This is a genomic window from Pararoseomonas baculiformis, from assembly GCF_017813395.1.
In the GTDB taxonomy this organism is placed as follows: Bacteria; Pseudomonadota; Alphaproteobacteria; order Acetobacterales; family Acetobacteraceae; genus Roseomonas; species Roseomonas baculiformis.
In genome coordinates this window covers 1-19105 of the sequence record NZ_JAGIZB010000016.1, presented here as the reverse complement: position 1 = coordinate 19105, position 19105 = coordinate 1, and the positions used below count along the sequence as shown (strand labels likewise).

19 protein-coding genes are annotated in these 19105 nt (G+C 71.2%); 10 read left to right on the top strand and 9 right to left on the bottom strand.

What is annotated here, in order from left to right; genetic code table 11:
- Window positions 1-36: 36 nt before the first annotated feature.
- Together J8J14_RS16270 and rpe are read right to left on the bottom strand one after the other, a co-directional pair.
- Window positions 37-1653 carry a heparinase II/III family protein gene (locus tag J8J14_RS16270; protein ID WP_209380597.1) on the bottom strand — a complete coding sequence of 539 codons (1617 nt, stop codon included), beginning with the start codon at window positions 1651-1653 and terminating at the stop codon, window positions 37-39.
- Entirely contained in the window at window positions 1650-2327 is a 678-nt protein-coding gene (gene rpe / locus J8J14_RS16265; RefSeq protein ID WP_342452466.1) for a ribulose-phosphate 3-epimerase, read from the bottom strand. The genes J8J14_RS16270 and rpe overlap by 4 nt, the downstream gene beginning before the upstream one ends.
- A 224-nt stretch (window positions 2328-2551) precedes the next feature.
- Here rpe and J8J14_RS16260 point away from each other — a divergent pair, with 224 nt between their 5' ends.
- The 3 genes from J8J14_RS16260 to J8J14_RS16250 are packed head-to-tail and all read left to right on the top strand — an operon-like array spanning window position 2552 to window position 6429.
- A complete protein-coding gene (locus tag J8J14_RS16260) occupies window positions 2552-4807 on the top strand; it encodes a TonB-dependent receptor (protein WP_209380595.1) in 2256 nt (751 codons plus the stop codon).
- A complete protein-coding gene (locus J8J14_RS16255; protein ID WP_209380594.1) occupies window positions 4808-5185 on the top strand; it encodes a hypothetical protein in 378 nt (125 codons plus the stop codon).
- Window positions 5182-6429, top strand: coding sequence for an MFS transporter (locus tag J8J14_RS16250; protein WP_209380593.1), 1248 nt, complete (start codon window positions 5182-5184; stop codon window positions 6427-6429). The genes J8J14_RS16255 and J8J14_RS16250 overlap by 4 nt, the downstream gene beginning before the upstream one ends.
- A gap of 36 nt (window positions 6430-6465) precedes the next feature.
- Here the strand turns inward: J8J14_RS16250 and J8J14_RS16245 are convergent, their stop codons facing one another.
- The gene (locus tag J8J14_RS16245) at window positions 6466-6936 is read right to left on the bottom strand and encodes an Lrp/AsnC family transcriptional regulator (RefSeq protein ID WP_209380592.1); all 471 of its coding nucleotides are present in this window, start codon (window positions 6934-6936) and stop codon (window positions 6466-6468) included.
- A gap of 120 nt (window positions 6937-7056) precedes the next feature.
- Here J8J14_RS16245 and J8J14_RS16240 point away from each other — a divergent pair, with 120 nt between their 5' ends.
- Complete coding sequence (locus J8J14_RS16240) at window positions 7057-8079, top strand: tripartite tricarboxylate transporter substrate binding protein (RefSeq protein ID WP_209380591.1); 1023 nt, start codon at window positions 7057-7059, stop codon at window positions 8077-8079.
- 42 nt (window positions 8080-8121) lie between these two features.
- Here the strand turns inward: J8J14_RS16240 and J8J14_RS16235 are convergent, their stop codons facing one another.
- Window positions 8122-8847: a haloacid dehalogenase type II gene (locus J8J14_RS16235; protein WP_209380590.1), complete on the bottom strand. Its 726-nt coding sequence runs from the start codon at window positions 8845-8847 to the stop codon at window positions 8122-8124.
- Window positions 8848-8866: 19 nt separating this feature from the next.
- Entirely contained in the window at window positions 8867-10105 is a 1239-nt protein-coding gene (locus tag J8J14_RS16230; protein WP_209380589.1) for a metal-dependent hydrolase family protein, read from the bottom strand.
- A 330-nt stretch (window positions 10106-10435) separates the two neighbouring features.
- On the opposite strand from J8J14_RS16230, the gene J8J14_RS16225 reads away from it, so the two are divergent.
- Genes J8J14_RS16225 through J8J14_RS16210 form a run of 4 tightly spaced genes read left to right on the top strand, consistent with a single transcriptional unit; the run spans window position 10436 to window position 14181 of the window.
- On the top strand, window positions 10436-11560 hold the full coding sequence (locus J8J14_RS16225; RefSeq protein WP_209380588.1) for an NAD(P)/FAD-dependent oxidoreductase: 1125 nt from the start codon (window positions 10436-10438) through the stop codon (window positions 11558-11560).
- Window positions 11541-11858: a (2Fe-2S)-binding protein gene (locus tag J8J14_RS16220; protein WP_209380587.1), complete on the top strand. Its 318-nt coding sequence runs from the start codon at window positions 11541-11543 to the stop codon at window positions 11856-11858. The genes J8J14_RS16225 and J8J14_RS16220 overlap by 20 nt, the downstream gene beginning before the upstream one ends.
- Window positions 11855-13234 carry an FAD/NAD(P)-dependent oxidoreductase gene (locus J8J14_RS16215; protein ID WP_209380586.1) on the top strand — a complete coding sequence of 460 codons (1380 nt, stop codon included), beginning with the start codon at window positions 11855-11857 and terminating at the stop codon, window positions 13232-13234. Before J8J14_RS16220 ends, J8J14_RS16215 begins: the two co-directional genes overlap by 4 nt.
- A complete protein-coding gene (locus J8J14_RS16210) occupies window positions 13231-14181 on the top strand; it encodes a ribokinase (RefSeq protein WP_209380585.1) in 951 nt (316 codons plus the stop codon). The genes J8J14_RS16215 and J8J14_RS16210 overlap by 4 nt, the downstream gene beginning before the upstream one ends.
- Here the strand turns inward: J8J14_RS16210 and J8J14_RS16205 are convergent.
- From J8J14_RS16205 to J8J14_RS16190, 4 genes are all read right to left on the bottom strand, one after another.
- Entirely contained in the window at window positions 14168-14779 is a 612-nt protein-coding gene (locus J8J14_RS16205) for a LysE family translocator (protein ID WP_209380584.1), read from the bottom strand. The genes J8J14_RS16210 and J8J14_RS16205 overlap by 14 nt on opposite strands.
- 71 nt (window positions 14780-14850) lie before the next feature.
- Entirely contained in the window at window positions 14851-16536 is a 1686-nt protein-coding gene (locus J8J14_RS16200) for a stimulus-sensing domain-containing protein (RefSeq protein WP_209380583.1), read from the bottom strand.
- A 166-nt stretch (window positions 16537-16702) separates the two neighbouring features.
- On the bottom strand, window positions 16703-16927 hold the full coding sequence (locus tag J8J14_RS16195) for a hypothetical protein (RefSeq protein WP_209380582.1): 225 nt from the start codon (window positions 16925-16927) through the stop codon (window positions 16703-16705).
- A gap of 158 nt (window positions 16928-17085) precedes the next feature.
- A complete protein-coding gene (locus tag J8J14_RS16190; RefSeq protein ID WP_209380581.1) occupies window positions 17086-17787 on the bottom strand; it encodes a response regulator transcription factor in 702 nt (233 codons plus the stop codon).
- A gap of 71 nt (window positions 17788-17858) precedes the next feature.
- On the opposite strand from J8J14_RS16190, the gene J8J14_RS16185 reads away from it, so the two are divergent.
- Together J8J14_RS16185 and J8J14_RS16180 are read left to right on the top strand one after the other, a co-directional pair.
- A complete protein-coding gene (locus J8J14_RS16185) occupies window positions 17859-18383 on the top strand; it encodes a HugZ family pyridoxamine 5'-phosphate oxidase (RefSeq protein WP_209380580.1) in 525 nt (174 codons plus the stop codon).
- Window positions 18380-18835, top strand: coding sequence for a DUF3237 domain-containing protein (locus J8J14_RS16180; protein WP_209380579.1), 456 nt, complete (start codon window positions 18380-18382; stop codon window positions 18833-18835). Before J8J14_RS16185 ends, J8J14_RS16180 begins: the two co-directional genes overlap by 4 nt.
- Window positions 18836-19105: the final 270 nt, after the last annotated feature.

Below are 19105 nucleotides of genomic sequence, written 5' to 3'. Positions count from 1 at the left end.
TGGGCGCGGCCGGCTGGGGGCAGGCCCTTCGGAGGATCAGCCCTCCGCCGGCGCCACCCGGCCGATGGCCCATTGCACATGGCCGGAGCCGGCTTCCGCCGAGACCACGACCTGGGTGGTCGGCTTCGCTTCCCCGAACATCTGCACGCTGTCCTCCACCGCCATGCGGCCGCCGCGGGCGCGCAGGCGCCAGGCGGCGCCCGAGGGCAGGCGGAGCAGGACGGAGCTGCCATCCTCCTGCATCGTGGCGGTCACGGCCGGGTGCAGGTGGAAGCGCACGGTGAAGGACGGGATCTCCTCGGCCTCGACCAGGTCCTCGCCCCGCAGGTCATCCCCGGATTCCGCCAGGTAGAGGCGGCGGCGGTGGATCGCGTTGAAGCCTTTCTTCCAACCGTCATGGGTGGCTTCCAGCCACTGGGCGCCGCTGGCCTCGTGCCGCTCGGCCTCCACATGCTCGGGGCGGCGGCCCAGGCCATCCTCGGTCAGCTCGCTGCTGTTCGTATCGGCGAGGGTCAGGGTGGAATGGGCGGCGGTGGCGCGCAGCGCATCGCGCCAGGCGCCCTCGGCGGCGGGAGCCGAGCCGCAATTGATGATCAGCCGGTCCCTGCCGACCGACATCTCGAAGGAAAGGGTGCCGGCATGGTGCTGGCGGTCCGCGCCGCGGGGCAGGCCGCCGGGGGTGGTGCCGCCGCCCCTGGGCGGGGGCGGGCCACAATCGGCGATGACCAGGGTGCGCCCGGCCTGCAGGCGCTGGAAGCCGGCATCGCCGAGGATGAGGGGCGCGCGCCCGCGGGCCTGGGCCTGGGTGAGGACGAGGTCCAGCAGGCTCGCCGTCTCCTCCCGCGTGCTGTTGAAGCAGGCCAGCCCGCCATCCCCGTGGCGGAACAGGCGCAGCGCGGGGGCGGCGCGGTCCAGCGCATGGGCGAGATGGGGCGGTGCCTCGATCCCGGCGCCATGCAGCAGGTTCCGGATCTCGATCAGGTCCTGCAGGGCCAGGAGCAGGATGCCCGGGCTGCGCTCCACATGGGCGCCATCGGGCAGGATCTGGCGGTCGATCTCGGCTGGCAGGAGCTTGAGGCAGCGGGTGAGCCAGGGCTCCTCCTCCAGCGCCACGGCGGCGGCGAGCGCGCCCTTCAGGGCCACCAGCGCGCCGCGGTGGCGGGATTCGGCGGGAAGGGAGGCCACGAGGTTCCGGGCATCGGCGGCCAGGCGGGCCATCATGGCGCGGCGGAAGCCGTCCTCGGCGGTGGCGGCGACGAAGTCCCAATGGCCGAGCCAGGCGGAGAGGCGGGCGCCGGTCACCTCCGGGGAATGGGCCACGGGATCGGCGCCGGGGGCCTCCATCCAGGCGCGGGTGATGTCCCGCGCATGCATCCGGGCGGTGTCTGTGCCCAGGGCCCGCAGGTCCCGCAGCCAGACGAAGCCGTGCAGGGCGGCGCGCCAGGCCGGGCTGCCGGCGGCGGGGCCGAAGGCGGAGGGGTCGTCCGGCAGGGGGCGCGTGGTGCCGGACACCTCCAGCTCCCCTGTCAGGAGCCGCTGGCCACGCAGCGCATCGCCGGGCCAGAGGTCCCGGAAGGCGCGGGACGGGGATTCCGGCACCCGGACGGGCTTGAGGCCGGACAGGGTGCGGCGGGCGCCGCGCAGCCAGCTCATGCGCCCTGCCCCCCGCGGATGGCGCGGATGGCCGCGGCGCGGTCCGGCGCGCCGAAGACCGCCGTGCCGGCCACCAGGACATCCGCCCCCGCCTCGAGGCAGAGCGGCGCGGTCCTGGCGGTGACGCCACCATCGATCTGCAGGCGGATGTCGCGGCCGCTCTCGTCGATCATGCGGCGAAGGGTGGCCATCTTGGGCAGCTGGCTTTCCAGGAAGGACTGGCCGCCGAAGCCCGGGTTCACGGTCATCACCAGGATCAGGTCCACGAGGTCCAGCACATGGGCGATGCTCTCCACCGGAGTGCCGGGGTTCAGCACCACGCCGGTCTTCTTCCCCAGGCCCCTGATGGTCTGGAGGGAGCGGTGGAGATGCGGCCCGGCTTCGGGATGCAGGGAGATGAGGTCCGCCCCGGCTTCCGCGAAGGCGGCGAGATAGGGGTCTGCCGGCGCGATCATCAGGTGCACGTCGAACGGCATGCGCGTGAGGGGGCGCAGCGCCTTCACGATGGCGGGACCGAAGGAGATGTTGGGCACGAAATGCCCGTCCATGATGTCCAGGTGCAGCCAGTCGGCGCCTGCGGACTCGATGGCGGCCACCTCCTCGGCCAGCCGGGTGAAGTCGGCGGCGAGGAGCGAGGGGGCGATGAGGACGGGGCGAGAGGTTGAGCGTGTCACGCGGCGGTTATGCGGCAGTGGCATTGGGGCATCAACACGGTGCGGCCACCAGAAGGCCACTTGGCGCAAGAAGAATGGCCTTTGCTCGTCACGAAACAGATGTGTTGCCACTGCAACAGCGTGACCGCGATGCATCCCGTTCGAGCTTCGTTCCGGCGTCTGGCTATTGAGATTTAATTGCAACTTCCGAAGATTGGGCCGAAGCCTCCGCCAGGGAACCTTCCGTGCCCGCCAGCCCTGCCCGCCCGTTCGCCGCGACGGGATTCCTCGCCCTTGCCCTGCTTCCCGCCGCGGCCACAGCCCAATCCCCGGCCGTGGCGGTTGATTCCGGCGCGGGCAGCGCGGTGCTGGTTCCGGAGGTGACGGTCACGGCCACCCGCGCCCCACGCCCGATCGAGGAGGTGCCGCAGACCGTCCAGGTGATCGAGCGGGAGGAGATCGATCGCCAGATCACCCTCAGCCCCAGCCCGGCGGATGCCATCGCGCGGCTGGTGCCTGGTTATTCCGTGACCAACGGCACCATCTCCGGCGCGTCCGAGAATTTCCGCGGGCGGGATGCGCTGGTGCTGCTGGACGGCGTGCCGCTGAACACGCCGCTGCGCGACGTCTCCCGGATCCTGGCGCTGCTGGACCTGAACGCGGTGGAGCGGATCGAGACGGTTGCCGGTGCCTCCAGCCTCTATGGGGCGGGCGCCACGGGCGGCACGATCAACATCATCACGCGCCGCCCCACCGAGGACGGGGTGCGCGTGACCACCAATGCCGCCATCCGCGCCTTCACGGCCCGCCCCGGCCGCTCCCTCTCACCGGAGCTTTCCCTGGGGCTGCAGGGGCGGAGCGGGCCCTTCGACGTCAGTGGCGTCATCAGTGGCCGCGCTACCGGGCGTGCCTATGACGGGAACGGGCGTGAATCCCCTTCCGACGCGCTGCTGGGCCAGGGCGGCGCGGACCGGACGGAGACAGGGAACTTCTTCGCCCGCTTCGGCTATAACCTGGATGCTGCGCGGCGCCTGGAGGTGACGGGGACGGCCATCCGGCTGGAGCAGGAGCCGGACTACCTGACCAACTACGCCGGCCGGAAGGCCGTGCCGGACTTCAACCGCCCCTATACGGGGCTGAGCGTGCGCGAGCGCACCGAATCCTTCTCCGCCCGCTACACCGATACGGATTTCGCCCTCGGCAGCCTCTCCGTCGTCGGCTTCTACAACGACGTGGACAAGCGGTTTAACTACACGGAGTTCAGCTACCCGGCGAACAGCATCGTCTATTATTCCGGTAACCCCAATTCCCCCACCAGCCCGGCGAACCAGACCCGGCTGCTCTCCCGCCGCTTCGGCGCCAACATCACCATCGACACGCCGCTGGATGGGCTGGTCGGCGACGTGCTGCCCGGCGCGCGCTTCACCTGGGGCGGCGATGTCGGGCATGAGCGCACGCGGCAGGTGCTGGCCACGGGGCAGGACGTGTTCACGCCGCTGGAGCAGACGACGCTCGCGGCCTTCGGGCAGTTGCAGGTTCCGCTGGGGCCGCTGACCCTGCGCGGCGGGCTGCGCTACGAGCGCTTCGATCTTTCCGTGGATGACTTCATCCGCCCCGCCGCCTACACCGCCCTTCCCGTCGGCGGCGGGCTGCGTGGCTTCGTGCTGCCCGCGCTGCGCGTGACGGGGGGCGATTTCGAATATGACAACGTCACCTTCAACCTGGGCGCCACGCTGAGGCTGGCGGAGGCAACGGAGCTGTATGGCGGCTTCTCCCAGGGTTTCGCGCTGCCGGATGTGGGTTCCTTCACCCGGCGCGCCGGGCTGACCACCAGCTTCACCTGCCCCACCACCGCGCCGAACTGCCTGCGGCCGGGCACGAGCGTCAGCTACGCCTCGATCGGGCCCGACGCGCAGGTGGTGAACAACTACGAGCTGGGCCTCCGCCACCGGGGGGAGCGCTACACGGCCGGGCTGGCGGGCTTTGTCAGCACGTCCGAGCAGGGCGTGACCTTCGAGCCCGCGACCAACACCATCTCCCAGCAGCCCGAGGTCATCTACGGCATCGAGGCGAATGGTTCCTACGAGGTGACGCCGCAGCTGGTGCTGGCCGGGCTGATCGCCTGGCGTGAGGGGCGCTATGATTCGGACGGGAATGGCAGCCGGGACAGCTACCTGCCGAACAACCGCATCGCCTCCCCCATTCGTGGCGTGCTGAGCGCGACCTACCGCTTCGAGGAGGGCACGAGCTTCCGGGTGGAAGGTGTGGGCTTCACCGGCCGCAACCAGCCGATCAACGAGGCCGGCACGCGCTACAAGACCCGCGCCGGGGCGACGATGAACCTGGCCGTTGCCACGCCCCTGCTGGGCGGGGAGCTCTATGCGGCGGCGGAGAACCTGTTCGATGCCGCCTACCAGAACCCCACCGCCACCTCGGTCCGGAACTTGCCCGTGGAGGCCTATGGCCGCACGGTGACGGTCGGCTTCCGGCGGAGCTTCTAGATGGTGGTGCTGGACGAGGCGCCGGACGGCGTCGTCACGCTGCGCTTCGGGCCGCCCGATGCGCCGGACGACGAGGTGGATTATTTCCGCGCACTCGACCGGATCGCGCAGTGGCCCGTGCCCTTCGCCCTCATCACCGTCTTCGCCGCGCGCGGCAAGCTCTCCCCGGAGGCGGACCGGAACCAGGCGCTGTGGTTCAAGGCGACACGGGCGCGGCTGAACGAGACCTGCCGCGCGCTGGCGATCGTGCGGCCCGGCGATCCCGCGCGTTCGGCCCAGGTGTTCGGCAAGCTCTGGTCCTTCCCCGTCGCGGTCTTCGAGGATGAGGCGGAGGCGCAGGCCTTCCTCGCGCCGCATGTCCCGGGAAGGCAGGCTTGAGCGCGGCTGTGCAGGGCCCGGCCCCCGGGCGCATGCGCCTCTTCGCCGTCCTGGCCGGGCTCTATGTCGCGCAGGCCATCCCGAGCTACCTGCTGGTCGCCGCCATCCCGCCGATCATGCGGGAGGCCGGGGTGTCCCGCACCGCCATCGGCTATTTCAGCATTCTCTTCCTGCCGCTGGTGCTGAAGTTCTTCTGGGCACCCTGGGTGGACCGGGTGCGGCCCTTCGCCCGTGCCCATCGTGCGGGATGGGTGATGATCACCCAGGGCGGCACGGTGCTCTGCATCCTGGCGCTGATGCTGGTGCAGCCATCGGATGTGGTGGGGATCGTCTCGATCGGCTTCGTCGCTTCGATGCTGATCTCCACCCAGGACATCGCGACCGATGGCTATGCCGCGAAGCACCTGCCCGAGGCGGATCGCGGCATCGGCAACGCCATCCAGGGCGGGTCCATCGCGGCGGGGGTGGTGATCGGCGGCACGATGGGGCTGGTGATCTACCGCCACTTCGGCTGGCACGCGATGCTGGGGGTGGTGGCCGCCATCTCGGTGCTGCCGCTGTTGGCCGCCTTCGCCATGCGGGAACCGCCACCGGGCAGGCAGGGGGAAGCGCCGCGCCCTTCGCTGCGCGCCTTCCTGCGTCGGCCGGAGGCGCGGGCCATCCTGTGGGTGGCGCTGATCTACCGGGCCAGCGAAGGGCTGGTGAAGGCGATGGAGGGGCCGTACCTGGTGGATGCCGGGGTTCCGCTGGAGATTATCGGCTACATCTCCGGCCTCTCAGCCGCCACGGTGGGGCTGGGTGGATCGGCCATCGCGGCGCTCCTGGTGAAGCGCCAGGGCGTGGCCCACACGCTGTCCCTGCTCGGGGGGCTGCGGACGCTGTGCTTCCTGCTCTTCGCCCTGCATGCGGCGGGGATGGTGACGGGGATGTGGCCGCTTTTCGGGGCCGCCGGCTTCCAGACGCTGATCCGCTACATGGAGATCGTGGCGCTCTACAGCCTGTTCATGGCCGTCTCGTCCTCCGAGCAGCCGGGCACGGATTTCACCGTGCTCTCCTGTGCCCAGCTCATCGTCTATCTCCTCGGCTCGCTTGCCTCTGGGAAGATCGCGGACCTGCTGGGATATCCGGCACTGTTCGGGATCGCGGCGGCGCTTTCGGGGGCGGCGGTGCTGGGGACGGTGGTGCTGCTGCGGCGGGTGGAGGCGCAGGGCGCGCATGGGCGGGCTGCTGCCCTGGGCGGCTGACGCGCTGTCCAGGGAAAAGGCCCCGGGGCGGCGGGTTCAGATCGGCAGCGCCGTGCTGGCCTTCACCCGCTCCATCGCGAAGCGGCTGGTGACGTTGCGCAGCCCGGGCACGGTGGCGGTGAGGCGGCGGTAGAAGGCGTCGTAGGCCGGCATGTCCTCCACGGCGACGCGGAGGAGGTAGTCCACGTCTCCGCCCATGCGCCAGCATTCCAGCACCTCCGGCATCTCCGACACGGTTTTCGCGAAGGCCTCAATCCAGCCGGCGGAGTGGTCGCCGATCTCCAGGGCCACGAAGACGGACAGGGGCAGGCCCACCTTGGCGGGGTCGAGCAGGGTGACCCGGCCGGTGATGATGCCGGCGGTTTCCATCCGGCGGATGCGCTTCCAGCAGGGGGTGGGGGTGAGGCCGACCTCGGCCGCGATGGCGGCGAGGGAGAGGGCGGCGTCCTTCTGGAGCAGGCGGAGAATCGCCCGATCCGTGCTGTCCAACTCCGGGGGGCTCGGCATGGGACAAGTCCTTCTCTGATTCTGGACATGAAAAGCAGGAAAATCTTTCTGTTGCGTCCATACCGGGGAGAGTGGAGAAAAACCATCTCCAACTGCCTCATCCCCGTTCTGGACCGCCCCATGCGCGACCTCTCCCGCCGCCGCCTGCTTGCCCTCGCGGCGGCTTCGCCCCTTCCCCTGGCCATCGGCGCTCGCCCCGCGGCCGCCCGCCCGGCCTTCGCCCAGGGCGAGGCCCCGGCCCAGGCAGCTTGGCCGGACCGCTCGCTGCGCGTGATCGTGCCCGTGGCGCCGGGCGGCAGCCTGGATATTCTGGGCCGCACGGTGGCCAAGGCGCTGACCGGCCCGCTGGGCCAGTCCCTGGTGGTGGAAAACCACACGGGTGCCGGCAGCAACATCGCCTTCGACCTGGTGGCGCGCGCCAAGCCGGATGGGCTGACCCTGCTGATCGGCTCCGACCCGCTGACCATCAACCCCGCGCTCTACGCGAAGATCGGCTTCGATCCCGTGCGCGACTTCGCCCCGATCGCGGAGCTGGTGCGGGCGCCGCAGGTGCTGGTGGTGAAGAACGGGCTGGAGGCGAAGAGCCTGCGCGAGTACCGGCGCCTGGCGCTGGAGACGGCGGGCGCCACCACGCTGGCCAGCCAGGGCAATGGCAGCATCGGCCATCTGGGCGGCATCCTGCTGGGCCAGGCCCTGGGGATCCAGACCACCCATGTGCCCTATCGCGGCGGCGGGCCCGCCGTGGTGGACCTGGTGGCGGGGCATATCGACAGCCTGCTCGTCACGCTGCCGGCCGCGATCGAGTACATCCGGGAGGGGCGGATCCGTGCCCTGGCCGTGACGGGTGCGGCCCGCAGCCCGGCCCTGCCGAATGTGCCGACCGTGGCGGAGAGCGGCCATCCCGGCTTCGAGGTGGTAACCTGGCAGGGCCTTCTGGCCCCGGCAGGCACGCCCGAGCCCATCCTCGGCCGCCTGCATGCCGAGACGCGCACGGCCATGGCCCGGCCGGAGGTGGCGGACAACCTGCGCGCCCAGGGCTTCGAGATGGCCACGGGGAGCCGGGAGGAATTCGCGGCGCTGGTGCGGGCCGAGGCGGCGCGCTGGCCCGCGATCGTGCGGGCCTCCGGCGCGCGGGTGGATTGATCCGGCCCGGACGGGGCGCCTTTCCCGGCGCCTCGTCCCGCCTCAGCCCTGTGCCTGCTCCGCCGCATGGGCCGCGGCGAATTCGGCCATGCTGGTGAAGCGGAAGTCGAAGCGCGGGCGGCCGCCGGGATCCATGGTGGCGCCGAAGCCCTCATCGGCGTGGCGGCGATGGATCCAGCAGCTGGCGAGGCCCATCTCATTCGCCGGCTTGTGGTCATGGAACAGGCTTTCGGCGGTGTGCAGGATCTCGCCCTTCGCGATCCCCATGCTGCCCAGCCGGTCCAGCATGTAGTGGAAGTTCACGAGGCTGGGCTTGTAGTTCCCGGCATCCTCGGCCGTGACCACGGCATCGAAGTCCACGCCCAGCCGCGCATTGCTGAAGGCAAAGGTCTCGTTGTCCACGTTGGAGAGGATCACGAGGCGGTAGAAGCGCTTGAGGTAGCGCAACGCCTCCATGGAATCCGGGAAGGCCGGCCAGTCGCGGACCGAACGGCCATAGGCCACGCATTCCTCATGGCTGGCCACCACGCCCCATTCCTCCGCCAGCCGCTTGTACACGATGGCCAGGAGGTCCCGGTACGGCTTGGCCGGTGTCTGCGCCTGCTGTGCGGATTCGTGCCGCGCATGGGCCTGCAGGATCTCGTTCCGCGTCAGCGGCCGCTCCACGCGCTGTGCCAGGGGGCGCAGCGCGGCGACCATGCCGCTCTCCCAGTCGATCAGCGTGCCGTAGCAGTCGAAGGTGAGAGCCTTGAAATCGGACAGGCGCATGGGGCCGGTTCCTTCTGGTTCAGGCGTTCAGCTCGTTCTTCACGAAGCGCCCGGCCTTCAGGATGGCGGGCATGTGGCGGCCCTGGCCGGTGAGGAGCGAGAGATCGGCGAGCGGGTCGCCATCCACCACCACCAGGTCCGCATGGGCGCCGGGCGCGATGACGCCGAGCCTGCCTTCCTGGCGCACAACCTTCGCGGCGTTCACCGTGGCGGAGCGGATGACCTCCATGGCGGGCAGGACCTGGCCGCGCAGGATGAATTCGTCGGACTGGTGGCGGTGCATCTCGCCCAGCAGGTCGGAGCCATAGGCCATCATCACCCCGGCATCGCGCAGGATCTGCAGGGCCTCCATGCCCTGGCCCCGAACCGCCTCGATCTTCTCGACCGATGCGGGGGGAAGGCCGAGCGAGGCGCCCTCCTTCGCCAGGTAGTCGAAGGTGACGTTGGTGGGTACGACATAGGCGCCGCGTTCCTTCACCAGCCGCGCGGTCTCCGGCGTGATGAGGTTGCCATGCTCCACCGAGATCACGCCGCATTCCACGGCGCGGCGGATCGCCTCATCCGTGTAGAGATGGGCGGAAACATAGGTCTGGGCATTCCGCGCCTCCTCCACCGCCGCGCGCAGCTCGTCATTCGAGAAGCCGAGGAAGGCAATCGGATCGGTGGGGGAGGAAACGCCGCCATTGGCCATGATCTTGATGAACTGCGCGCCGGCCTTGATCTCCTCACGCGCGACGCGGCGGACGGCATCCACCCCATCCACCACGCGGCCGAGCGTGCCGGCCTTGTCGCCGTAATACTCCACGTCCCGGTGGTGGAAGCGGCCGCGGTAATCGGTGTGGCCGCCGGTCTGGGACAGCGCCTTGCCGCAGATGACGAGGCGGGGGGCCTCGATCATTCCTTCCTCGATCGCCATGACCAGGCCGTGATCCGCGCCGCCCAGGTCGCGCACGGTGGTGAAGCCGCGCATCAGCATCTCGCGCATGATCCTCGCCGAGCGAAGCGCGACGAGGGTGTTCGGCAGCTCCGCGTTCGCGCCCAGGTCGGCCATGGTGGCGATCACATGCACATGGCAGTCGATCAGCCCCGGCATCAGGGTGCGGCCGGCCAAATCGACGGCGCGGGCGGAGGCGGCGGTGATCGGGCGGTCGGAGACCTCGCGGATCTCGCCGTTCTCGACGAGCACATGATGGCCGGGAAGCGCGGTGTCGGCGCTGCCGTCCAGCAGGGTGGCGTTCTGGAAGAGGATCATGGTCATGGCTGTGCTCGTCAGGCGCGCTGGGGCAGGGCGGGAAGGAAAGCGGCGCGAAGGCCCGCGCCCGGTGGCCCGGCACCGGGGGATGGGGCACTCAGCACTGCGGTGGCTGGGTGTGCCGGTGGGGTGTGCCGGTGGGGTGTGCCGGTGGCCTCTCCGTCATGTCCCGGCCGCGGCGCGGAGCCTGCCCCCCGGTCCGGCGGAGCGTCAACCCCGCCCTCCTGCCGGCGCGGCGCGATTCCGGCGTGCCGCGGGCTCCCGCTGCGGCGGCGCCGGGCCTAGCATGGGGTGGTGAGGCGGGGCACGGGCGGGGCTGATGGGACAGCGGCGCGCATGAGCAGGACGCAGGACGCCATCGTGGTGGGGGGCGGGCTGGTCGGCACCGCCATCGCCTATGGGCTGCAGAAGCGCGGGCTTTCCACCGTGCTGCTGGACGAGGGCGATGTGGCGCACCGCGCCAGCCGGGGCAATTTCGGGCTGGTCTGGGTGCAGACGAAGGGGCTGGGCGCACCGCATTACCAGCGATGGACGCGCGGCTCGGCCGCGGCATGGCCGGGGCTGGCGGAGGATCTCTCGGCGCGCACCGGCATCGGCACGGGGCTGCACCAGCCCGGCGGGCTTCATCTCTGTCTCTCGGAGGATGAGCTGGAGCGGCGCGCCGCCACCATGGCGCGGATGCAGCGCGAGGCCGGGAATTTCGGCTTCGAATACCGCATGCTCACCCATTCGGAGGTGGCGGAGAGGATGCCGGGCATCGGCCGCTCCGTGGTGGGCGCGAGCTGGACGCCCTATGACGGCCATGCCAGCCCGCTTCACCTCCTGCGCGCCCTGCACACGGCCTTCCGCGAGGCGGGCGGGCTCTATCTTCCGAATGCCGGGGTTGCGGAGGGCACCGCCGCGCCGCACGACTTTTCCGTGGAGGCCGGCGGGCAGCGTCACCATGCGCCGCGCATCGTGCTCGCGGCCGGGCTGGGCAATGCCGCCCTGGCGCCGCTCTTCGGCCTTGCCGCGCCCGTGCGGCCCGAACGCGGGCAGATCCTGGTGACGGAGCGCACGCGCCCGCTGCTGCCCATGCCCACCACGACCATCCGCCAGACCGGGGAGGGTTCCGTGATGATCGGGGACAGCAAGGAGGAGGCGGGCTTCGACACGCAGACCCAGACGCCGGAGATCATGCGCGCGATGGCGCGGCGCGCCGTGCTGTCCTTTCCCTGGATCGCGGAGCTGAACATCGTCCGCGCCTGGTCCGCGCTGCGCGTGATGGCGCCGGATGGGCTGCCGATCTACGACCAGGCCGAGCGCTTTCCCGGCGCCTTCACCGCCAATTGCCATTCGGGCGTGACGCTGGCCGGCGCGCATGCGGAGATCCTCGCCCCGATGATCGTCGCCGGCGAGCTGCCGGCCGAGATGGCCCCCTTCAGCGCAAGGCGCTTCGAGCATGTTCGCAACGCGGCCTGAGGCACGTCCCGCCTCCGTCGAGGTTTTCGTGGAGGATCGCCCGGTGATGGTGCCGGAAGGCGCCTCGGCCGCCGCGGCCGTGCTGCTGGCGGGCATTCCCGCGATCCGCGAGACACCGGTGAGCGGCGCGCCGCGCCTGCCCTATTGCATGATGGGCGTCTGCTTCGATTGCCTGGCGGAGATCGACGGCGTGGCGAACCGCCAGGCCTGCATGGTCATGGTGACGCCCGGGATGCGCATCGCGCCCCAGCGCGGCGCGCGGCAGGCGCGGCCCGGGCTGGCGGGGAAGGGCGCATGAGGCGCTTCGACCTAGCCGTGATCGGCGCCGGGCCGGCGGGCATGGCGGCGGCGGTCGAGGCGGCGCATCTCGGGCTTTCGGTGCTGGTGGTGGATGAGCAGCCCGCGCCGGGCGGGCAGGTCTTCCGCGCGGTGGAGGCGGCGGGTGGCGATCCGGCCCTGACCGAAGAGTTCCCGGAAGCCGGCGGTGCCCTGGTGCGCGCCTTCCGCGCAGCGGAGGACATCGCCTACTGGCCGCGCGCCACGCTCTGGCATGTGGATCTGGCGGGCGGCGTTTTGTCCGTGCTGCGCGACGGCGTGTCGGAGGAGGTGGCGGCCACGCGGCTTCTGCTCGCGACCGGCGCGCAGGAGCGGCCCGTGCCGGTCCCGGGCTGGACGCTGCCGGGCGTGATGGGCGCTGGCGCCGCGCAGATCCTGCTGAAGACGGCGGGCGCGGTGCCCCGGGGGCCGGTGGTGATCGCCGGGCAGGGGCCGCTGGCCTGGCTCCTGGCCGTGCAGCTCCTGCGCGCGGGCGCCGGGCCGATGACGCTGCTGGAAACAGGCGGGAAGGGCGCGCTGTGGGATGCGCTGCGGGCCGGCGGGCTCTGGACCGGGCGGCGCCTCCTCCGCAAGGGGCTTTCCCTGGTGCGGGAGGCGCGGCGGCACGGGCTGCGCGTGGTGCGCCGCGTGCGGAACCTGCAGGCCGGGGGCGAGGGCCGCGTGCGGCGCGTGCGCTGGGATGGCGGCGAGATCGCCTGCGACACGCTGCTGCTGCATGAGGGCGTGATTCCCTCCACCCATATCGGCCGCGCGCTGGGGCTGGAGCATCGCTGGGACGAGGCGCAGCGCTGCTGGCGGCCCGTGCTGGATGAATGGGGCGCCAGCAGCCATGGCTTCGTGGCCGTGGCGGGCGATGGCGGCGGGATTGGCGGTTGGGAGGCGGCGGTGGCCACGGGCCATCTGGCTGCCATCGACGCGGCGCGGCGCATGGACCGGCTGCCCGCCGCGGAATGTGCCCGCCGCGCCCGGCCCTATCAAACGAGGCTGGCTTCAGCCCTGGCCCTGCGGCCTTTCCTGGACCGGCTCTACGCCCCCGCGCCGGAGATGCTGGTGCCGCCCGACGACGCCACCATCATCTGCCGCTGCGAGGAGGTGACAGCGGGGCAGGTGCGGCTCGCCGCGCGGCTGGGCGCCACGGGGCCGAACCAGGTCAAGGCCTATCTGCGCGCGGGCATGGGGCCGTGCCAGGGCCGGATGTGCGGCGGCACCGTCGCGGCCGTGATCGCTGAGGAGCGGGGCATTCCCATCGCGGAAGCGGGCGCGCTGCGGCCCCGCGCGCCCTTCAAGCCGCTGACGGTCGGGGAGCTCGCCGCGCTGCCGCCCGGGGATGTGGCGTGATCCTCGTCTTCGGTTCGATCAATCTCGACCTTGTGGCCCGCGTGCGGGCCATCCCGCGCCCGGGGGAGACGGTGCTCTCCCCGCGCCATGACAGGCTGTTCGGCGGGAAGGGCGCCAACCAGGCCGTGGCGGCGGCACGGGCGCGGCGCGATGCGGCCCTGCCAGTGCGGATGGCCGGCGCGGTCGGCGCCGATGATTTCGGGCATGCCGCGCGGGAGAACCTGCGGGCGAACGGCGTGGAGGTGGGAGCGGTGCGGGAGGTTCCCGAGCCCACGGGTTGCGCCTTCATCACCGTCGGCGCCGATGGGGAGAATGCGATCACGGTCGCCAGCGGGGCGAACCTCTCCGTGCGGGCGGAGGCGCTGCCCGAAGCGGCGCTGGAAGGGCTGCGCCTGCTGGTGCTGCAGATGGAGGTCCCCGCCGCGGAGGCCCTGGCGATGGCGCGCCGTGCCCGGGCGCGCGGTGCGGAGGTGGTGCTGAATCTCGCCCCTGCCCCGGGCGAGGCGGATGCGCCGCTGCTGCCGGCGCTTCTCGCGGCCGCCACCATTCTGGTGGCGAATGAGCACGAGGCGATCGCCACCCTCTCCCTGCTGGGAGAGGATGCCGCCGATCCAGTGGGCGCGATGCGGCGGCTGGCTGAACGGGCCGGGCTGACCGGAATCGTCACCCTCGGCGCTGAAGGCGCCGTGGCCTTCGGCGGCGGTCAGGCCTGGCGCGCACCGGCCATGGCGATCCGGCCGGTGGATACCACCGGGGCGGGCGATACCTTCGTGGGCGTGCTTGCCGCCGCCCTGGCCGAGGGAATGGCCTTGCCTGCCGCGCTGGGCCGAGCCTGCCGCGGTGCCTCGCTGGCCTGCCTGGCACATGGGGCCCAGGCCGGGATGCCCCTTGCCGCGGCCCTGGAAGATGGCGGTGTTGGCCTCGGGCGCGGCCTCAGCGCTCCGTGACGGCGAGCCTGGCCCCGAGCCCGAGAAAGGCCGCGGCGAAGGCCCGGCGCATCCAGGCGAGCACGGCCGGGCGCGAGGTGACATGGTGGCGCACCGCCGCGGCGAAGCAGCCATAGAGGACGAAGACGGCGAAGGTCATCGCCATGAAGGTGAGCGAGAGCTCCAGCATGCGCGGCAAGGGCCGCGCCTCATCCGGCCCGACGAACTGGGGCAGGAAGGCGAAGAAGAAGATCGAGAGCTTGGGGTTGAGCAGGTTCACGAGGATGGCCGAGAGGATCACTTCCCGATCAGGCCGTGCAGGGCCCTCCGCCTCGATCCTCAGGGCGCCCCTCTCCTTCAGGGTCATCCAGGCCATGTAGAGGAGATAGGCCACGCCCGCGTACCTGATCGCCTCGAAGGCGGTGGCGCTGGCGTGGAGGAGTGCCGCCAGGCCGGTGATCGCCGCGAGCATATGCGGCACGATGCCGAGGGTGCAGCCGAGGGCCGCCACGATGGCGGCCCGGCTTCCGCGGGAAAGTCCGGCGGCGAGGGTGATGATGACGCCCGTGCCGGGCGAGGCGACGATGATCAACGAGGTGAGAAGGAACTCGATGGTCATCCCCGGGCTCCGTCCCGCTTCACGGTCCGGAGCCTGTCATGCGGCAGGGGGCGGCGGAAGAGGCTTGGGGCTTAGGTCAGGGGCAGCCGCACCACGAAGCGCGCGCCGGCGATGCTGCCATCGGGGTTGCGCCGGTTCTCCGCCATGATGCGGCCGCCCAGCCCTTCCACGATCTGGCGGGAGATGGAGAGGCCGAGGCCGGAATGCTGGCCGAAGCGCTCCCCGCTCGGGCGCTCGGTGTAGAAGCGGTCGAAGATGCCTTCGAGCTTCGCCTCGGGGATGCCGGGGCCCTCATCCTCGATGGAGATCTCGGCCACGCCGCCGGTAGGCCTGGCGCGCACGCGCACCAAGCCGGCGGGTGGGGAGAAGGAGACGGCGTTGCCGAGCAGGTTGCGGAAGACCTGAACGAGCCGCCCCTCGACCCCGCGGACGACGAGGCGCGCCGGCGCGTCGATCTCCATGCGCGGGTCGCCCTCGCCATGGGTGGTGTTGTGCAGCTCCACCAGCGTGGAGAGGATGGGGCCGATATCCACCGGCTCGGCGACGGAGCGGGAGAGCTCGGCATCGACCCGGGAGCTGTCGGAAATGTCCCCGATCAGCCGGTCCATCCGCACGGCATCCTCGGCGATGATGGCGAGAAGGCGCTTCTGCTGTTCCGGGTTCTCGACCCTGCGCAGGGTTTCGATCGCGGAGCGGACGGAGGTGAGGGGGTTGCGCAGCTCATGCGCCACATCGGCCGCGAAGCGCTCATTCGCGTCCACGCGGGCCCAGAGGGCGTTGGTGCCGCTCTGCAGGGCACGGGCGAGGATGCCGATCTCGTCCTGGCGCTGCATCAGCGGCGCGGGAACCGAGCCGCCGCGCCCCTTGCCCGCCCGCATCGAGGCGGCGGAGGCGGCGAGTTCCAGCATGGGCGAGGCGAGGGTGCGGGCGAGATAGACCGAGAGGGCGACGGTGAGCGCCAGCGCCATGAGGAAGAGGACGAGGACGGAGCCGCGCACCTCCATCACGCGCTGGTCGATCTCCCGCGCCTCGCGTGTCAGGAGCACGATGCCCACGGGCTGGTTCGCGCGGCGGGCCGGCTCGGCGACCGAGACGAGAAGGCGACCATCCCCGGTGCGGCGGACATAGGGGTTCACCCCGCCTTCCAGCGCCAGGCGCAGCTCCTCCCGCCGGTCGGGTCCCAGATCGGGCTGCCAGTCGAAGGAGGGGGCGTCGGGCGCCTCGTCCACGATCACGGCGGGGCCGTGCACGCGAGGCCGGGGGAACCAGTCGAGCACCATTTCATAGGCACGGCCGAGGGTGCCGGCCACGGGGCCGGGCTGGCTGGGCGGGGGCAGGGGCTCGGCCACGATGGCGCCGCCAGGGCCTTCGCGCACGCGGCTATCGGCCACCAGCAGGCCGTTATTGTCGAAGAGCTTCGCCTGGGTGCCCGGGCTCGGCTCCGTCAGCCGGCGGAGCAGGGGGCGGGCGACATCCGGCACGAGCGTGGCGCGGTCGTCCTGGATCCGCACGCCGGCCTCGGCGATGCCGTTGGCGTAGATGCGGGCCTGGGTGCGCAGCCCCTGCACCTCGGCGGCCAGCAGCCCATCCTGGTACTGGTCCAGGTAGAGAAGCGTGGCCGAGAGAAGGAAGGGCGGCAGCATGTTCACCAGCAGGATCCGCCTCAGGAGAGGCGAGATGCGTCGGCTGGTTCCGCGCCGTTCCAGGGGAACGGGCGGGAGGATTTCGGTCGAAACAGGGCCGCTGGCATCCGGCATGGGGACATCCTAGGACGGATTGCGTGCCGGGCGTGAGGCCGTGTGATGGCGATGATGGGGCGAATGGGCCGTGAGGCCGCAAGCCGCGCATGAAAAAGGGCCGCCGGCAGTGCCGGCGGCCCTTTCGGCCAGGGGTGGCGGGCCCCGCGGGGCCCGTGGTTCCTGATTACTGGTGCTGCCCACCATTGCCCGTGGCGCCGGAGCGCTCGAGGAGGTTGAGGGCGGCGTTGCCCTGGGTCGCGGCCGGGCTGGCCAGCGGGGTGCGGCTCCCGGCCTGGGTCCAGAGCGGCTGCGCGGTCGGGCCGGCGACGTAGAAGCCCTCGGCCAGGGAGGGGGTGACGGCGGCGCCCATCAGGGCGGCGGCGAGGGCAAGGGTCTTGAAAGTGGACATTGTTCTATATCCCGTATGAATGCGCCGGCAGCGTGCCGCCGGTGTTGGTGGCTATATGAGCCACGCCTTTCAGGGACTCCACTTGATGTGACGGATTTCTTGCATTCGTCCGGTGAATGGATCCGGACCGACCCGTTGGCGCTGGAGGGGCTTCGCCCCTAGTTCTCCTTGTAGCGGTAGCCGATGCCGTAGAGCGTCTCGATCTGCCCGAAGCTGTCATCCACGGAGCGGAACTTCTTGCGCACCCGCTTCACGTGGCTGTCGATCGTGCGGTCATCGACATAGATGTTCTCGCCATAGGCGGCGTCGATCAGCTGGTCCCGGTTCTTCACCATGCCCGGCCTGATGGCCAGCGCCTTCACCAGCAGGAACTCGGTGACGGTCAGCTGCACCGGCTTACCCTTCCAGCTGCAGGTGTGCTTCGTCTCGTCCAGCACCAGGTCGCCGCGGGCGATCACGCCGCCCTGGGGGGCGCCGGAGCCTTCGGCGCGGCTGGTTTCGTTCCGGCGCAGCAGGGTGCGGATGCGCTCCAGCAGCAGGCGCTGCGAGAAGGGCTTGGTGATGTAGTCATCCGCGCCCAGGCGCAGGCCCATCAGCTCGTCCAGCTCGTCATCCTTGCTGGTGAGGAAGATCACCGGCATGGCGCTGCGCTGGCGGAGGCGCTGCAGCAGCTCCATCCCGTCCATGCGGGGCATCTTGATGTCCAGCACCGCCAGGTCCACCGGCCGGGCCAGGAGGCCCTGCAGCGCACTCTCCCCATCCGTGTAGGTGCGGACGGTGAAGCCCTCCGCCTCCAGCGTCATGGAGACGGAGGTGAGGATGTTGCGGTCGTCATCCACCAGGGCGATGGTATGGGGCATCGGGCGTCCCTAAAGCGTTTGCGGGGGCGGCAGCGCCGGGGCGTCGCACCCGATTATGGCGGGAGGATGCCATGGCCGAGACCGAGGGGGGAGAGCAGCCTTCCGAAGATGCCGCCCTGGCGGAGGCCGGGGCAAGGCGGGCCCGGCTGGCCGCTGAGGCGGGGCGGCTGATGCGCGAGGCTTCCTCGGCCACCCTGGCCACGCTGGGGAAGGACGGGCACCCCCACGCCGCCCTTGTCACCCCCGCCGTCGCGCCGGACGGGGCGGTGCTGCTCTGGCTCTCCACCCTGTCCGAGCACACGCGGCAGCTGGCGCGGGACGGGCGCTGCTCCCTGCTCTTCCTGGGGGCGGCCGAGGATTCGAACCCCCAGACCACCCCGCGCATCAGCCTGGCCGGGCTGGCCGCCCGCAGCGACGATCCGGCGTTGAAGGAGGCCTGGCTGGCGCGCCATCCCTATGCCGCGCCCTATGCCGATTTCGCGGATTTCTCCCTCTGGCGGATCGAGCCCCGCTCGGCGCTGATGGTTCTCGGCTTCGGCCAGGCCCATCGCCTTCGCGCCGCGGATCTCATGCCCGGGGCCGAGGCGCCGGCGTGAACGCCCCCGCCCTCGAAGCTGTCGGGCAGGTGGATGTGGCGGTGGCCGCCCCCATCCTGGTGGGCCCCACCCCGGCCGGGGAGCGCCGCATCATCCCCATCCTCGGCGGCACCGTTTCCGGCCCACGGATGCAGGGGGAAATCCTGCCCGGCGGGGCCGATTTCCAGCTCATCCGCCCCGATGGCGTCGCCGAGATCGAGGCCCGCTACACCATCCGGCTGGCGGATGGCGCGCTGGTCTATGTTGTGAACCGCGGCATCCGCCACGCAGCGCCCGAGGACATGGCCCGGCTGCTGCGTGGGGAGCCCGTGCCGCCGGAACGCGTGTATTTCCGCACCACCCCGGTCTTCGAGACCAGTGCGCCGGATCATGCCTGGCTGCAGCGAAGCCTGTTCGTGGGCTTCGGGGAAAGGCAGCCGGAAGCGGTGCGGGTGCGGATCTTCTCGGTGTGAGCGCGCCAAGGGCCTGAGGCCCCTAGAATCCCGTCTGGCTGCCGCGGATACGATAGAATACGGGATCTCTTGATCCCCATCCTGCCCTTGGCGACCGCCTCAGGCCATGAACCTGAGGCGCGCCATCAGCCGAACCGCTTCAGACTGCTAGAGCGGTTTCCCATAAGTCTGGGTCGTAACCAGCTGCGGCGAAGTAGTTGGTGCATTCGGCTGGGGTGAAGGTTGGGATGAGGCGGCCGATGGTGTTCCAGAGGCCATCGACGGTGCGCT

What these genes read in the sequence shown, in the direction of transcription:
- J8J14_RS16270 (WP_209380597.1), bottom strand. Translation starts at nt 1,653, where the DNA reads ATGAGCTGGCTGCGCGGCGCCCGCCGCACCCTGTCCGGCCTCAAGCCC.
- J8J14_RS16255 (WP_209380594.1), top strand. Translation starts at nt 4,808, where the DNA reads ATGGTGGTGCTGGACGAGGCGCCGGACGGCGTCGTCACGCTGCGCTTC.
- J8J14_RS16245 (WP_209380592.1), bottom strand. Translation starts at nt 6,936, where the DNA reads ATGCCGAGCCCCCCGGAGTTGGACAGCACGGATCGGGCGATTCTCCGC.
- J8J14_RS16240 (WP_209380591.1), top strand. Translation starts at nt 7,057, where the DNA reads ATGCGCGACCTCTCCCGCCGCCGCCTGCTTGCCCTCGCGGCGGCTTCG.
- J8J14_RS16235 (WP_209380590.1), bottom strand. Translation starts at nt 8,847, where the DNA reads ATGCGCCTGTCCGATTTCAAGGCTCTCACCTTCGACTGCTACGGCACG.
- J8J14_RS16230 (WP_209380589.1), bottom strand. Translation starts at nt 10,105, where the DNA reads ATGACCATGATCCTCTTCCAGAACGCCACCCTGCTGGACGGCAGCGCC.
- J8J14_RS16225 (WP_209380588.1), top strand. Translation starts at nt 10,436, where the DNA reads ATGAGCAGGACGCAGGACGCCATCGTGGTGGGGGGCGGGCTGGTCGGC.
- J8J14_RS16220 (WP_209380587.1), top strand. Translation starts at nt 11,541, where the DNA reads ATGTTCGCAACGCGGCCTGAGGCACGTCCCGCCTCCGTCGAGGTTTTC.
- J8J14_RS16215 (WP_209380586.1), top strand. Translation starts at nt 11,855, where the DNA reads ATGAGGCGCTTCGACCTAGCCGTGATCGGCGCCGGGCCGGCGGGCATG.
- J8J14_RS16205 (WP_209380584.1), bottom strand. Translation starts at nt 14,779, where the DNA reads ATGACCATCGAGTTCCTTCTCACCTCGTTGATCATCGTCGCCTCGCCC.
- J8J14_RS16200 (WP_209380583.1), bottom strand. Translation starts at nt 16,536, where the DNA reads ATGCCGGATGCCAGCGGCCCTGTTTCGACCGAAATCCTCCCGCCCGTT.
- J8J14_RS16195 (WP_209380582.1), bottom strand. Translation starts at nt 16,927, where the DNA reads ATGTCCACTTTCAAGACCCTTGCCCTCGCCGCCGCCCTGATGGGCGCC.
- J8J14_RS16190 (WP_209380581.1), bottom strand. Translation starts at nt 17,787, where the DNA reads ATGCCCCATACCATCGCCCTGGTGGATGACGACCGCAACATCCTCACC.
- J8J14_RS16185 (WP_209380580.1), top strand. Translation starts at nt 17,859, where the DNA reads ATGGCCGAGACCGAGGGGGGAGAGCAGCCTTCCGAAGATGCCGCCCTG.